General features: G+C 76.3%; 11 protein-coding genes and 2 pseudogenes. 7 read left to right on the top strand and 6 right to left on the bottom strand.

The window, feature by feature from the left end; translation table 11 throughout:
* From VKZ81_RS04555 to yaaA, 4 genes and pseudogenes are all read right to left on the bottom strand, one after another.
* A pseudogene (locus tag VKZ81_RS04555) lies at positions 1-267 on the bottom strand (hypothetical protein); the annotation flags it as partial.
* 101 nt (positions 268-368) lie between these two features.
* The gene (locus VKZ81_RS04550; protein WP_414709327.1) at positions 369-1,808 is read right to left on the bottom strand and encodes a DEAD/DEAH box helicase; all 1,440 of its coding nucleotides are present in this window, start codon (positions 1,806-1,808) and stop codon (positions 369-371) included.
* A 195-nt stretch (positions 1,809-2,003) separates the two neighbouring features.
* Positions 2,004-2,969 carry a serine protein kinase RIO gene (locus VKZ81_RS04545; protein WP_324240127.1) on the bottom strand — a complete coding sequence of 322 codons (966 nt, stop codon included), beginning with the start codon at positions 2,967-2,969 and terminating at the stop codon, positions 2,004-2,006.
* Between the two features lie 208 nt (positions 2,970-3,177).
* Positions 3,178-3,924, bottom strand: coding sequence for a peroxide stress protein YaaA (gene yaaA, locus VKZ81_RS04540; RefSeq protein WP_324240129.1), 747 nt, complete (start codon positions 3,922-3,924; stop codon positions 3,178-3,180).
* A gap of 87 nt (positions 3,925-4,011) precedes the next feature.
* Between yaaA and metX the strand changes: the two genes are divergently transcribed.
* A complete protein-coding gene (gene metX / locus VKZ81_RS04535; RefSeq protein ID WP_324240126.1) occupies positions 4,012-5,154 on the top strand; it encodes a homoserine O-acetyltransferase MetX in 1,143 nt (380 codons plus the stop codon).
* A gap of 33 nt (positions 5,155-5,187) precedes the next feature.
* On the opposite strand, the pseudogene VKZ81_RS04530 reads toward metX, so the two are convergent.
* Positions 5,188-5,352 (bottom strand): annotated as a pseudogene (locus tag VKZ81_RS04530) (VOC family protein); the annotation flags it as partial.
* A gap of 224 nt (positions 5,353-5,576) precedes the next feature.
* On the opposite strand from VKZ81_RS04530, the gene VKZ81_RS04525 reads away from it, so the two are divergent.
* The 5 genes from VKZ81_RS04525 (at position 5,577) to VKZ81_RS04505 (ending at position 11,565) form a co-directional block, all read left to right on the top strand.
* Positions 5,577-6,263: a RibD family protein gene (locus tag VKZ81_RS04525; protein WP_324240125.1), complete on the top strand. Its 687-nt coding sequence runs from the start codon at positions 5,577-5,579 to the stop codon at positions 6,261-6,263.
* Positions 6,256-6,726: a cytidine/deoxycytidylate deaminase family protein gene (locus tag VKZ81_RS04520; protein ID WP_324240124.1), complete on the top strand. Its 471-nt coding sequence runs from the start codon at positions 6,256-6,258 to the stop codon at positions 6,724-6,726. Before VKZ81_RS04525 ends, VKZ81_RS04520 begins: the two co-directional genes overlap by 8 nt.
* 42 nt (positions 6,727-6,768) lie before the next feature.
* Entirely contained in the window at positions 6,769-8,520 is a 1,752-nt protein-coding gene (locus VKZ81_RS04515) for a proline--tRNA ligase (protein ID WP_324240123.1), read from the top strand.
* 273 nt (positions 8,521-8,793) lie between these two features.
* Positions 8,794-10,740 carry an FHA domain-containing protein gene (locus tag VKZ81_RS04510; RefSeq protein ID WP_324240122.1) on the top strand — a complete coding sequence of 649 codons (1,947 nt, stop codon included), beginning with the start codon at positions 8,794-8,796 and terminating at the stop codon, positions 10,738-10,740.
* Positions 10,741-10,752: 12 nt separating this feature from the next.
* On the top strand, positions 10,753-11,565 hold the full coding sequence (locus VKZ81_RS04505) for a protein kinase domain-containing protein (RefSeq protein ID WP_324240121.1): 813 nt from the start codon (positions 10,753-10,755) through the stop codon (positions 11,563-11,565).
* Positions 11,566-11,699: 134 nt separating this feature from the next.
* Here VKZ81_RS04505 and VKZ81_RS04500 read toward each other — a convergent pair whose 3' ends face one another.
* Positions 11,700-12,110: a secondary thiamine-phosphate synthase enzyme YjbQ gene (locus tag VKZ81_RS04500; RefSeq protein ID WP_324240120.1), complete on the bottom strand. Its 411-nt coding sequence runs from the start codon at positions 12,108-12,110 to the stop codon at positions 11,700-11,702.
* A gap of 19 nt (positions 12,111-12,129) precedes the next feature.
* Between VKZ81_RS04500 and VKZ81_RS04495 the strand changes: the two genes are divergently transcribed.
* Positions 12,130-13,152, top strand: coding sequence for an aminotransferase class V-fold PLP-dependent enzyme (locus tag VKZ81_RS04495; protein WP_324240119.1), 1,023 nt, complete (start codon positions 12,130-12,132; stop codon positions 13,150-13,152).

Genomic DNA, 13,152 nt, shown 5'->3' with positions numbered 1-13,152 from the left:
CGACAGGATCTCGATCCCGCGCCGGCGGGCCTCGGGGTCGCTGCCGCTTTCGTCCAGGCTCTTCTGGGTGTGGGTCACCCCCAGCTCCAGCGGCCCCGGCTGCGGGGTCCACGTCCAGTCACCCTCGAGCTCGATCGGCGGCAGCGTCTCGTTCGGTGACGGGAGCGTCGGCGTCGGGGCGGGCTCTTCGGCCGAGCACGCCACCAGCGCCGCGGTCAGGACCGCGAGCGCCGCGGCGAGCCGGCCTCGATGACGGGAAGCGTGCACGGGTACCTCGGCGTCCGGTTCGGGTGGTTCGTGTCGACCGTGGCAGGGCGACCCTGTGGCCGGGCTGAGAATGCTCCGAACAGGACACGAACCGGTAACGGTCAGGCGGCGGTCGGCCGCCTGCGCCGCCCGCCGCGGGACGGCCGCCCGCCCGGGCGGGGCCGCCGCGACTGCTGCTGCGCGGGCGCCGCGGGCGGCGCGACCGGCACCCCGGACGGCGGGCGGGCGCCCGTGATCCGGGCCAGCTCGCCGCCGCCCGCGGTCACCGGCGTCTGCGCCGCCCGCACGCCGGCGAGCCGCATCATCCGCTCGACATCGCGCCGCTCGTCGGCGGTCACGAGCGTGACGACCGTGCCGGAGTCGCCCGCCCGCGCGGTGCGCCCCGCCCGGTGCAGGTAGTCCTTGGGGTCGGCGGGCGGGTCGACGTGCACGACCAGGCTCACGTCGTCGACGTGGATGCCGCGCGCGGCCACGTCGGTGGCCACGAGCACCGGCGTGCGGCCCTCCTTGAACTCGGCGATCGCCCGGTTGCGGGCGTTCTGCGCCTTGCCGCCGTGCAGCGCGGCCGCCACGACGCCCTGGCGCCGCAGCGCCTTGACGAGCCGGTCGACGCCGTGCTTGGTGCGGGCGAACAGGATGGTGCGCCCGTCGCGCGCCGCGATGTGGGCGACGACCGCCGCTTTCGCGGCCGGCTCGACGAGCAGGACGTGGTGGTCCATCGTCGCCACCTGCGCCGTCGCCGGGGCCACGGCGCGGGTCACCGGGTCGGTGAGGTACCGGTCGACCAGCGCGCCCACCTCGTTGTCGAGCGTGGCGGAGAACAGCAGCCGCTGCCCGCCCGCGGGGGTGCGGTCGAGGATCGCCTTGACCTGGGGCAGGAAGCCCATGTCCGACATGCGGTCGGCCTCGTCGAGCACCGTGACCTCGACCTGCGCGAGGTCGCACGTGCGCTGGTCGAGGTGGTCGGTGAGCCGGCCGGGCGTGGCGACGACGAGGTCGACCCCGCGCTGCACGGCAGCGGCCTGCCGGTGGAACGACAGCCCGCCCACGATCACCGCCGTGGACAGGCCCAGCGCCCGCGCGAACGGGGCGAGCGCGTCGTCGACCTGCTGGGCCAGCTCGCGGGTGGGGACGAGGACGAGCCCGCGCGGCCGTCCGGGGCGGGCCCGCCCGCCGGCGAGCCGGGACAGCAGCGCGAGGCCGAAGGCGAGGGTCTTGCCCGAGCCGGTCTGCCCGCGCCCGAGCAGGTCGCGGCCGGCGAGGGTGTCGGGCAGCGTGGCCGCCTGGATCGGGAACGGCTCGGTGAAGCCGTGCGCGGCGAGCGCACCGACGACCGGCCCGGGCAGGCCGAGCTCGGCGAACGACGGCATGCCCGCCTCGGGGGCCGTCCACAGCTGCTCGACCGGGGCGACGGGAGCGAGCGGGGGACGGGTGCGCGGGGTGCGCGAACGGCCGCGCGGGGAGCGGGAGCGGCCGCCGCCGCTGCGACGCGACCGCGGGTCGGCCGGGTCGTGGGCACGGCGGGAGAAGGGTGAAGACAAGGAGGAACCTCCGGGACGTGGCACGTCGCGCGGAGAAGCAGCGCCGGAGGGGCGGCTGGAAACCTCGGGACGAGCCCTGGCGCATCGTGCGCCGTTGTTCGGGTGGTGCGGGACAGCGCCCGCGAAAGGGCCGGTGTGGCCGGGCGCTCGCGATCATCGTAGCCGAGCCCCCGGCCGTGCACCTTTCCGAGCGAGCTATTCCTGTGACACCGCGGGGTCCCCGGGCATTCCCAGCTCGGTGCGCAGCTTTCCGAGCAGGGCATCGGGCGAGCCGGCCTCCGGGGTCAGGCCGCGGGCGGTGAACCACTCGCCGATCCGCCGCACGTCCCGCTCCAGGAACCGGGGGCCCTGCGGGTTGCTCACCACGTCCACGACCTGCGGCAGGTCGATCAGCACCAGCCGCCCGTCGTGCACCAGGAGGTTGTAGGCGGACAGGTCGCCGTGGGTGAGGCCGTGGCGGGCCAGCCCGAGCAGGGCCTCGCCGAGCTGGTGCCACAGATCACACAGCTCGTCGGGGTCCGGGCGCAGCTGGGCCAGCCGCGGCGCGGCCGTGCCGTCGGCGTCGCCGACGAATTCCAGCAGCACCTCGGTGCCGCTGCACTGCACCGGGTAGGGCACCGCGACGCCGCCCGCCCACAGCCGCGACAGCGCGGCGAACTCGGCGTTCGCCCACTGCCCGGCCAGGATGTCCCGGCCGAAGGCGGTGCGGTTGGCCATCGCCCGCATCTCGCGGGACCGGCGCACGCGCCTGCCCTCGAGGTAACCGGCGTCGCGGTGGAACATGCGGCGTTCGGAGCTGCGGTAGCGCTTCGCGGCCATCAGGGCGCGCCTGCCGGTGCCCGGCACGGCGCGCTCGATCAGGTGGACGTCGGCCTCCTTGCCGGTCTTGAGCACGCCGAGCTCGGTGTCGACCGCGGCGTGCTCGGTGACCACCCATGCCGGGCGCGGGTGCGGCCCGTGTTCGGCGCCGTCCCACGTGGACCAGCGGTCGCCCTCGGGCGGGCCGTCGACGTCGGCGCCGAGGCGCTCGTCGAGCGCCGACAGGTCGGGCCGGCGGCGGGTGGTGCGGGTGGGTTCCTCGTCATCGAAGCGGCGGCGGCGCGGCTTGCGGCGCGAGGACGTGCGTTCGTAGATCTCGGAGTACGACTCGTAGTCGTTCAACGCGGGGCTCCAGTGGAGTGTGCGCCCCGCGCGCCGGGAGCGGGATCAGCGCGGGGCGGCGGGGATCGGACGAGGACGCGCCACGTCCACGACAGGCGTCGACATGTCGGCACCTCCTCGACGATCACGCCGGAGCCCGGCGACCCGATGCGGATGTGGGCACCTTCCCCGATGGGCGGGCCCGCGGCAACCGATTTGCGGCGTCGATCTACGCGGGCACGACGACCTGCAGCGCGGCGCCCGTGCGCTCCACGCGCATCCCGGCCCGCCGCGCGACCGCGGCGACGCCCGCGGCGTCGGTCGGCTCGGCGCGGGTGCTCGCGAGTGCGCGGGCGAGCCTGCCCTTGTGCGCCTTGTTGAAGTGGCTCACGACGCTGCGGCGCCCGTCCGGCCGCTCGGCGAGGACGGTCACCGTGACCGCCCCCGGCACGCGCCCCAGCGCGGCGTAGGAGCCCGAGCGCAGGTCGACGACCAGCTCCGCGGCGGCGATGGTGGCGAGCTCGGGTTCGAGCACCGGCTTCCACCGGGCGGCCAGGGTGCCGCCCGAGGGGAGCGACGAGCCGGCGGAGAGCCGGTAGGCGGGCACCGGGTCGTCGGCGCGCAGCAGCCCGAACAGCGCCGAGCCGATCGCGAGCCGGGCGCGGGCGCGCGCGGCGGCGGCCCCGCGCAGCGAACCCGCGTCGAGGGCGTCGTAGAGCACGCCGGTGTAGCGGTGCAGGGCGGGCAGGGTGGGGGAGGTCCACAGCGCGGCGTTGCGGGCGATCTCGGCGTCCTGCGCCGGGGAGAGGCCGAGCGCGGCGCGGCACGCGGGCGGGTCGGCGGCGAGCTCGACGAGCTCGTCGACGAGCGCCTTGCGGACGCCGTCCAGGGCCGGGTGGGAGAGCGCGTCGAGCCGCAGCGGCGGTCCGTCGCCGCCGTCGCGCTTCGTCTCCGACGGGGGAAGCAGGACCAGCACGTGGCGCACCCTATGTTGTGCCGCCCGCGACCCGTTGATTACGGTCGTCGGCGTGATCGGGCTCGAAGTGGTGGGTCGGGCGGGCCCGTGACCGCGATAGACACAGAGCTCCCGCCCGCCACCGGTGCATGGCGGGAGGGCGACGACCCCGGGCGCAGGCAGTGGATCACGCTGCCGGAACCGCTGCCCCTCGAAGCGGGCGGCGAGCTGCCCGGCGTCCGGATCGCCTACGAGACGTGGGGCACGCTGAACGCGGACGCCTCCAACGCGGTGCTCGTGCTGCACGCCCTCACCGGCGACAGCCACGTGAGCGGTCCGGCCGGGCCCGGCCACCCCACCCCCGGTTGGTGGGACGCGCTGATCGGGCCGGGCAGGGCGCTCGACCCCGACCGCTGGTTCGTGGTGGCCCCGAACATCGTGGGCGGCTGCCAGGGCAGCACCGGCCCCGCATCGACCGCCCCCGACGGCAGGCCGTGGGGGAGCCGGTTCCCGTTCGTCACCGCGCGGGACTCGGTGGCGGCCGAGCGGGTGCTCGCCGACGAGCTGGGCGTGCGGACCTGGGCGCTGGTGATCGGCGGCTCCATGGGCGGCATGCGCGCGCTGGAGTGGGCGGCCACCGAGCCCGACCGGGTGGCCCGGCTGTGCCTCCTGGCCTGCCCCGCCGCGTCCACGGCCGACCAGATCGGGTGGGCGGCGCCGCAGCTCGCGGCGATCCGCGACGACCCCGGCTGGAACGGCGGCGACTACCACGACGCCCCGCCGGGGCAGGGCCCGCACCGCGGCCTCGGGGTGGCCCGGCGGATCGCGCACCTGAGCTACCGCAGCGCCGTGGAGCTCGACGAACGGTTCGGCCGGGACCCGCAGGACGGCGAGGACCCGTGGCGCGGCGGCCGCTACGCGGTGGAGTCCTACCTCGACCACCACGCCCGCAAGCTGGTGCGCCGCTTCGACGCCATGTCCTACGTCCGGCTCACCGAGCTGATGAACGCCCACGACGTGGGCCGCGGCCGCGGCGGCGTCCAGGCGGCCCTGTCCCGGGTGACGGCCCGGACGCTGGTGGCCGGGGTGAGCTCCGACCGGCTCTACCCGCTCGAGCAGCAGGCCGAGCTGGCCGACGGCATCCCCGGTGCCGAGCCGCTGCGCGTGATCGACTCCCCGTACGGGCACGACGGGTTCCTCATCGAGGCCGCCGCCGTGGGCGCGCTCGTCAAGGAGCTGCTCGAGGGGTGATCCCTCCTGCTCGCCGCCGCCGAACTCGTCGCCCTCGGGGCCGATGAGCGTGGCGGAGGAGAAGACGGCGGGGTCGCCGCGCTCGCCGAGCACGGTGGCCCCGAGCGCCACGAGGCGCTCCGCCTCGGCCTGCCGCTGACCGTCGGGGGCGCCGAGGTCGAGGTGCAGGCGGTTCTTGCCCGCCCGGGGCTCCGGCACGCGCCGGCAGCCGGAGCAGCGGACCCCCTACGGGGGCGGCGCCGGCGTGATGAACGCGCCGTCGTGGCTCTGCAGCGCCTCGGTCTCCGGCGCCGCCGCCCCGAACTCCGAGAGCGTCACCGGGCTCGCGCGGTCGACGGTGACCATGCCGACGGGAAGTCCCGTGTGAACAGGCCGGCCAGGCGGCCCGACGCGAGCGCCCCGGCGTGCGGGAGGATCTACCCGTGCCCGACCGCCCCTACGTGCTGCTGTCGGCCGCGATGTCGGTGGACGGCCACATCGACGACAGCGGGCCCGAGCCGCTGCTGCTGTCCGACGCCGCCGACCTCGACCGGGTCGACGAGGAGCGCGCCGGCGTCGACGCGATCCTCGTCGGCGCCACCACGCTGCGCCGGGACGACCCGCGGCTGCTGGTGCGGTCCGAGCGGCGGCGGGCGGCCCGGGTGGCCGCGGGCCGCCCGCCGCACCCGACCAAGGTCACGCTGACCGGCTCGGGTGATCTCGACCCCGGGGCGCGCTTCTTCACCACCGGCGACACGGCCAAGATCGTCTACGTCGCGAGCCCCGGCCTGGAGACGGCGCGCACGGCCGTGGGCGCCGTCGCCGAGGTCGTCGACGCGGGCCACCCGGTCGAGGTGCACCGGCTGCTCGACGACCTGTGCCGCCGCGGCGTCCGGCGCCTCATGGTGGAGGGCGGCACCGCGGTGCACACGCTGTTCCTCACCGCGGGCGTGGCCGACGAGCTGCAGCTGGTCGTCGCGCCGTTCTTCGTGGGTGAGGCCGACGCGCCGCGGTTCGTCGGGCCCGGGCGGTTCCCGCACGACTCCGCGCACCGGATGCGGCTCGCCGAGGCGCGTCCGATCGGCGACCTCGTGCTCCTGCGCTACCTGCTCGGCGGCCGCGGTGCGTGACGACCGGGAGCTGCTCGCGCGCGCCGTCGAGCTGGCGCGGCGCTGCCCGCCGTCGGACACCGCGTTCTCGGTGGGCGCGCTGGTCGTCGACGCCGAGGGCACGGTGCTCGCGCAGGGGTGGTCGCGCCGCCGCGACCCGCTCGACCACGCCGAGGAGTCCGCGCTCGCCGACCTCGGCCCCGGCTGGCGGGCCCCCGCCGGCACCACCGTCTACAGCTCGCTCGAACCGTGCAGCGCACGCCTGTCCCGCCGGCTGACCTGCAGCGACCTGATCCTCGCCGCGGGTGTGCAGCGCGTGGTGTTCGCCTGGCGCGAGCCCGCGGTGTTCGTCGACGGCCGGGGCGCGCAGCGGCTGCGCGCCGCGGGCGTGGAGGTGGTCGAGCTGCCGGAGCTCGCACAGGCGGCGAGCGAGCCCAACGCGCACCTGCTCGGGGACCGCCCGGCGGGCCCGCGACAGCGGTGACCGGCGCAACTGCCTTCCGCGGGCGTCGCTACCCTGTCCCGGGTGCTGACCCGGATGTCGTCGCTGTTCCTGCGGACCCTGCGCGAGGACCCGGCCGACGCGGAGGTACCGAGCCACAAGCTGCTCGTCCGCGCCGGTTACGTCCGGCGCGTCGCGCCGGGGATCTACACCTGGCTCCCGCTGGGGCTGCGGGTCCTGCGCAACATCGAGCGGATCGTGCGCGAGGAGATGGACGCCATCGGCGCCCAGGAGATCCAGTTCCCCGCGTTGCTGCCGAAGGAGCCCTACGAGGCGACCGGGCGCTGGACCGAGTACGGCCCCAACATCTTCCGGCTCAAGGACCGCAGGGGCGGCGACTACCTCCTGGGCCCCACCCACGAGGAGCTGTTCACGCTCCTGGTGAAGGGCGAGTACTCGTCCTACAAGGACTACCCGGTCATCCTGTACCAGATCCAGACCAAGTACCGGGACGAGGCGCGACCCCGCGCCGGCATCCTGCGCGGCCGCGAGTTCCTCATGAAGGACTCCTACTCGTTCGACCTCACCGACGAGGGGCTCTCGGAGTCCTACCGGCTGCACCGCGACGCCTACGTGCGGATCTTCGATCGACTCGGCCTGGAGTACGTGATCGTCAAGGCGACGTCGGGCGCGATGGGCGGGTCGGCGTCGGAGGAGTTCCTCGCCGTCGCGCCCACCGGTGAGGACACCTACGTGCGCAGCCCCGGCGGGTACGCGGCCAACGTCGAGGCGGTCACCACCCCGGCGCCGCCCGCGCGGCCGATCGAGGGGCTGCCCCCGGCGCAGGCGCACCACACGCCCGACACCCCCACGATCGAGTCGCTGGTCGACTTCCTCAACGAGAAGTCGGGCCTCGGCCGCACCTTCACCGCGGCCGACACGCTCAAGAACGTCCTGGTCAAGACGCGGCAGCCGGGCTCGGACGAGTGGGAGCTGCTCGGGATCGGCGTGCCCGGCGACCGCGAGGTCGACATGAAGCGGCTCGAGGCGGCGCTCGACCCCGCCGAGGTCGCGCTGCTCGACGACGCCGACTTCGCCGCCCACCCGTTCCTGGTCAAGGGCTACATCGGGCCGGCGGCGCTCGCCGCGAACGGCGTGCGCTACCTCGTCGACCCGCGCGTCGTGCCCGGCACGGCGTGGGTCACCGGCGCCGACAAGCCCGACCACCACGTCGTCGACCTCGTCTGCGGCCGCGACTTCACCCCCGACGGCACGATCGAGGCCGCCGAGGTGCGCGAGGGCGACCCCGCGCCCGACGGCTCGGGGCCGCTCGAGTCCGCGCGCGGCATCGAGATCGGGCACGTGTTCCAGCTCGGTCGCAAGTACTCCGACGCGGCGCAGCTCGACGCGCTCGGCGCCGACGGCAAGCCGGTGCGGATCACGATGGGCTCCTACGGCATCGGTGTGTCCCGGCTGGTCGCGGCGATCGCCGAACAGAGCCACGACGAGGCGGGCCTGATCTGGCCCCGCGCGGTCGCCCCCGCCGACGTCCACGTCGTGATCGCGGGCAAGACCGACGAGATCGTCGCGGGCGCGGAGCGGCTCGCCGCCGACCTCGACGCGGCCGGCGTGCGCGTCCTGCTCGACGACCGCAAGGCCACGCCCGGCGTCAAGTTCACCGACGCCGAGCTGATCGGGGTGCCGACGATCGTCGTGGTCGGCCGGGGCCTGGCGAACGGTGTGATCGAGGTGAAGGACCGCCGGAGCGGTGAACGGCAGGAGATCGCGGTCGAGTCCGCCGTCACCCACCTGGTCCAGCTCGTCGGCGCGCGCTGACCTGCATCCGGTGAGCGGCGACCGGTCTGGTCGGGTGTCACCCGTTCGTGGTCGACTGAGCCTCGTGCAACGACGGCGCCATCCTGGTCACGGAGCCGGTTCGCGTCGTCACCACCTGCGACGACGGTGGTGCGGATGCGAAGGCGACTCGCCCGCCCCGTACCGTTCCCGTCATCCGTACGCAGTAATGCACGACCCTGACCGTCACCTGGCCGGTGGCGGGCCGGCCGCGCCGCCGGTCCGCCTGCGGCCGCCGCGTGGGAGGTAGACCCAGTGGACTTCGACGCGCTGCGCGCCGCCGTCGTGCCCGGTGCCGGTGTCGTGGGGCGCTGGCCCGGGGTGGTCTGCGTCGCCGAGTGCGCCGACCGCAACGTGCTGCGCCAGCTCCTCGACGTGTGCGCCACCGCGGCCGGGCCGGAGCCGGGACGGGCGCTGGCCCGCAGGCTCGCCGCCTGGCTCGGCGGACCCGACGCGCCCGGTGAGGGCCTGCGCTTCGGCACCGTCGCCGTCACCGGGGCCGACCCCCGCTCGGGCGCGCAGCGCGGCGAGCAGTGGGCGGTGTTCCTGTACGGGGCCGTGGGGGTGGTGGTGCCGGACCGCCAGATCGCGCTGTCCGGCGCCCAGGCGGTGGCGTGGACCGACCGGCTGCTCCCGCGGCCCGACGCGCCCGTGGTGCTCGCCCTCGAGGGCGGCCCCATCCCGCCCGGCCTCGTCGACGGGGTGCACGACCTGCGCGCGGGCGTGGTGCCCGGCGCGGGCGCCGTCCTCGTGCCGAACGGCGACCACGGCTCGGTCGACGTCGACGAGGAGGCGGCCCGTCGCCAGACCGAGTCCCGGTGGCTCGATGTCTCCGCCGCGGAGCGCCAGTGGGGCACCGACCCCGCGCCCACCGCGTCCGGCGACGCGCACTACCCGGGCGACGGCGCGGGCAACGGGCTGCGTTCGCGCGGGCTCGGCTCCCTCGAGGCCTACCGTCCCGGCGACCCCGGGGGCGGGGCCGAGCGGCCTTCCGGCCGAGCCCACCTGCGGCCGGTGCCGTCGGGCTCCAACGGCGTCGCGCACCGGGGGTGGGTGCCGCGCCGCGGGGCGGTGAGCGACCTCGGCCGCACCTCCGACGCCGAAGCCGGCCCGCAGGCCCACGACGAGGAACCGGACGCCGACCGCGCCGACGACCTGCGCGAGCCCGAGCCGGAGCAGAACGGCGACGAGCCCGACGGCGACGTCCGCACCGGGGCCGCCAACGGCGCGAGCTACGACCTGCTCGCCGGGTCCGACGCCCAGGAGAGCGAGCGGAGCCCGTGGAGCGACGACCGCGACCGCGACGGCGGGCGGCCGGAGCGGATCGAGGGCTGGTTCGGCGCCCCGGACGGCGGCGCCGAGTCCGGCCTCGCCGCCATCGGACCGTCCGAACGGCGGCGGCGCCGGCACCGCCTCGCCGACGACGAGGCCGCGGCCGAGGGCGACGGCGAGCGGCCGGAGGAGCCGGAGCACAGCGAGCTCTCCGACGAGCGCGGATCCGACGACTTCGCCCCCGGCGACCCCGGGGCCGACCAGCCGGGCCTCGGCCACGGCCCGGTGGAGGAGACCCGGATCGGCTCGATCCCGCCGATCGCGCCCGAGCCCGTGGGGCCGCCCGCCGACGGCGGGTCGCTCGACGGCTCCGGCGACGGCACGCCGCGCCTCGGCGTCCCCGCCCAGGAGGCCCCGCAGGCCCACCCGCTGGCCGACGCGCCGAGCTCGGACGGTGAGACGCCGCACACCACCGCCCTGCGTTCGGAGCGGATCATGGGCGCCGCGCCCGACGGGCAGGACTCGGAGGAGGCCACCAGCGGGCTCGTCGTCGACAACGGCTCCGAGGAGCAGCGCCCGCCGGTCGGCCTGCTCGTGTTCGACGACGGTGCCACCTACGCCGTCGACGCGGAGTACCTCATGGGCCGGATGCCGGAGGCCGACCCGCGGGTCGCCTCCGGCGCGCTGCGCTCGCTCGCCCTGGAGGACGCGTCCGGCGCGGTGTCGCGCGTCCACGCGCAGATCGTGCTGAACGGGTGGGAGGCGCTGCTGGTCGACGTCGGCTCGCGCAACGGCACGTTCGTCTCCCCGCCCGGGGAGCAGGGCTGGACCCAGCTGCCCGCGGGGGAGACGCACCGGCTGGTGCCCGGCACGCGGGTGCGGATCGGGGGCCGCAGCTTCCAGTTCGAGGCGCCGTCCGGCTCGCGGTAGGTGGGCGCCCGGTTGGACCCGACCGCCACGCTGGCCCCCGGACCGATCACCGAGTACGAGGTCCTCGGCCTGCTGGGTGAAGGGCCGCACGCCCGCTGCTACCTCGCCCGGCCGCCGGGACACCACGGCGAGGGCGTGGTGGTCAAGGTGTTCACCGAGCGGGTGGGCGAGCCCGCGTTCGACCGCGCGGTGCGGCTGCTGCGGGCGGCCGAGGCCGTCGGGTCCCGGTACGTCGTGCGGGTGTTCGACGCCGTGCTCGGTGAGAACTTCGCCTACGCCATGGAGTTCCACCCGCTCGGTTCGCTCGCGGCTCCGGCCGGCGCGCTTGCCCGCGAGGTCGCCCTCGTCGCGTTGGAGCACGCCGCCCGCGGCGCCCACGAGCTGCACGACGCCGGGATCGTCCACGGCGCGATCCACCCCGGTAACGTCCTGCTCGTCGAGGAGGACGACGGCGCCGTCGGCGGCCGGCTGGCGGAGCCGGGCCTGTCGGGCGTGCTGACCCCGGGCGTGGTCGTGCCGGGAGCGGGCCGCGGCGGGGTGCTGGAGTTCCGCGACCCCGACCTGCTCGACGGCGCGCCCCCGTCTCGGCGCACCGAGGTGTGGGCGCTCGGCGCCACGATCCACCGCGTGCTGTCGGGCGCCGGCCTCTACGGGGAACTGCCGGGGCACGCGCTGGGCGCGATCCGCGAGCTGCAGTCCGGTCCGCAGCTGCACCCCGCCCTCGACCCGGACGAGGCCTCGCTGGTGCGCGACTGCACCGCCGACGGCCCGGACCGGCTCCGCACGGCCGCCGAGGTGGCCGACCGGCTCGCTGCCCTGCGCTGAGCCCGCGACTCACCGACACCGAGAGCGCGACTCGCGGACACGCAGAGCGCGACTCGCCGAAGCCCCGGCGAGTCGCGCCCCGAGTGTCGGCGAGTCGCGCTCTCGGTGCGGGTGGGTTGCGCTCCGGGTGCGGGTCAGCCGGGGAGGAACGAGAGCCGGACGTTGCGGACGGGGTTGTCGCGGTTGGTGTCGACCAGGCACACCGACTGCCACGTGCCCAGCGCGGTGCGCCCGCCCAGCACGGGGACCGACATCGACGGCGCGATGAACGCGGGGAGCACGTGGTCGCGGCCGTGGCCCGGGCTGCCGTGCCGGTGGGTCCACCGGTCGTCGGCGGGCAGCAGGTCGCGCAGCGCGGCCAGCAGGTCGGTGTCGCTCCCGGCGCCGGTCTCGATCACGGCGAGCCCGGCCGTGGCGTGCGGGACCCACACGTTGAGCAGCCCGTCGCGGGCGCCCACGGAGCGCAGGAACGCGGCGATCTCGCCGGTGAGGTCGACGACGGCCTCCCGGCCGCCGGTGCGGATCTCGATCAGCTGGGTGTCCACCGCCGTAGTGTCCCCTCTCGTGCGTGAGGCATTCGGTGCGGAGTTCGACGTCCCTGACGGTTACCTGAACACGGCGAGCATCGGCATCCCGCCCGCCGCGGCGGGCGCCGCGGTGGCCGAGGCGATCACCGCGTGGCGCACCGGCGCGGGCCGGGCGGGGGAGTACGACGAGCCGGTCGCGCGGGCCCGGCAGGGCTTCGCCGACCTGGTCGGGGTGGACGTGGCGCGGGTGGCGATCGGGCCCGCGGTCTCGGCGCTCGTCGGGCTGGTCGCGACCGCCCTGCCCCCTGGAGCCCGGGTGCTGGTCGCCGCGGGCGAGTTCACGAGCGTGACGTGGCCGTTCGCCGCGCAGGCGGAGCGCGGTGTCGAGGTCACCGAGGTCGAGCTCGCCGAGGTGGGCCGCCGGGCGGGCGAGTTCGACCTGGTGGCGGTGAGCGTCGTCCAGTCCGCTGACGGACGCGTCGTCGACCTCGACGATCTGCGCGCGGCCCGGGCGGGCGGCACCCGGGTGCTGCTGGACGCCACCCAGTCGCTCGGCTGGCTCGACGCCGACGTCTCCTGGGCCGACGCCGTCGTCGCCGCGGGCTACAAGTGGCTGCTCAGCCCGCGCGGGGTCGCGTGGATGGCGATCCGGCCGGAGCTTTCCGCCGTGCCGGCCGCGGCGGGGTGGTACGCGAGCGCCGACCGCTGGACGGACGTCTACGGCCTGCCGATGACCCTCGCCCCGGACGCGCGCGCGCTCGACACCTCGCCCGCGTGGTACTGCCACGTCGGCGCGGCCGCGGCCCTGCCGTGGCTCGCCGGCCTCGACCGCGCCGCCGTGCACGCGCACTGCGTGGGGCTGGCCGACGCCTTCCGGGCCGGGCTGGGGATGGCGCCCGGCGGCTCGGCGATCGTGTCCGTGCCACGCCCGGACGCGGCGCGGCGGCTGGCCGAGGCGGGCGTGGTGAGCGCGACCCGGGCCGGGGCGGCCCGCGTGTCGTTCCACCTCTACAACACCGAGGCCGACGTCGAGCGCGCCCTGGCGGCGCTGCGGGCCTGA

The sequence above is a fragment of the Pseudonocardia sp. genome, from assembly GCF_035305885.1.
Taxonomy (GTDB): Bacteria; Actinomycetota; Actinomycetes; order Mycobacteriales; family Pseudonocardiaceae; genus Pseudonocardia.
Note: the sequence above shows the minus strand (reverse complement) of the source record. Positions and strands in the feature narration are given on the sequence as shown.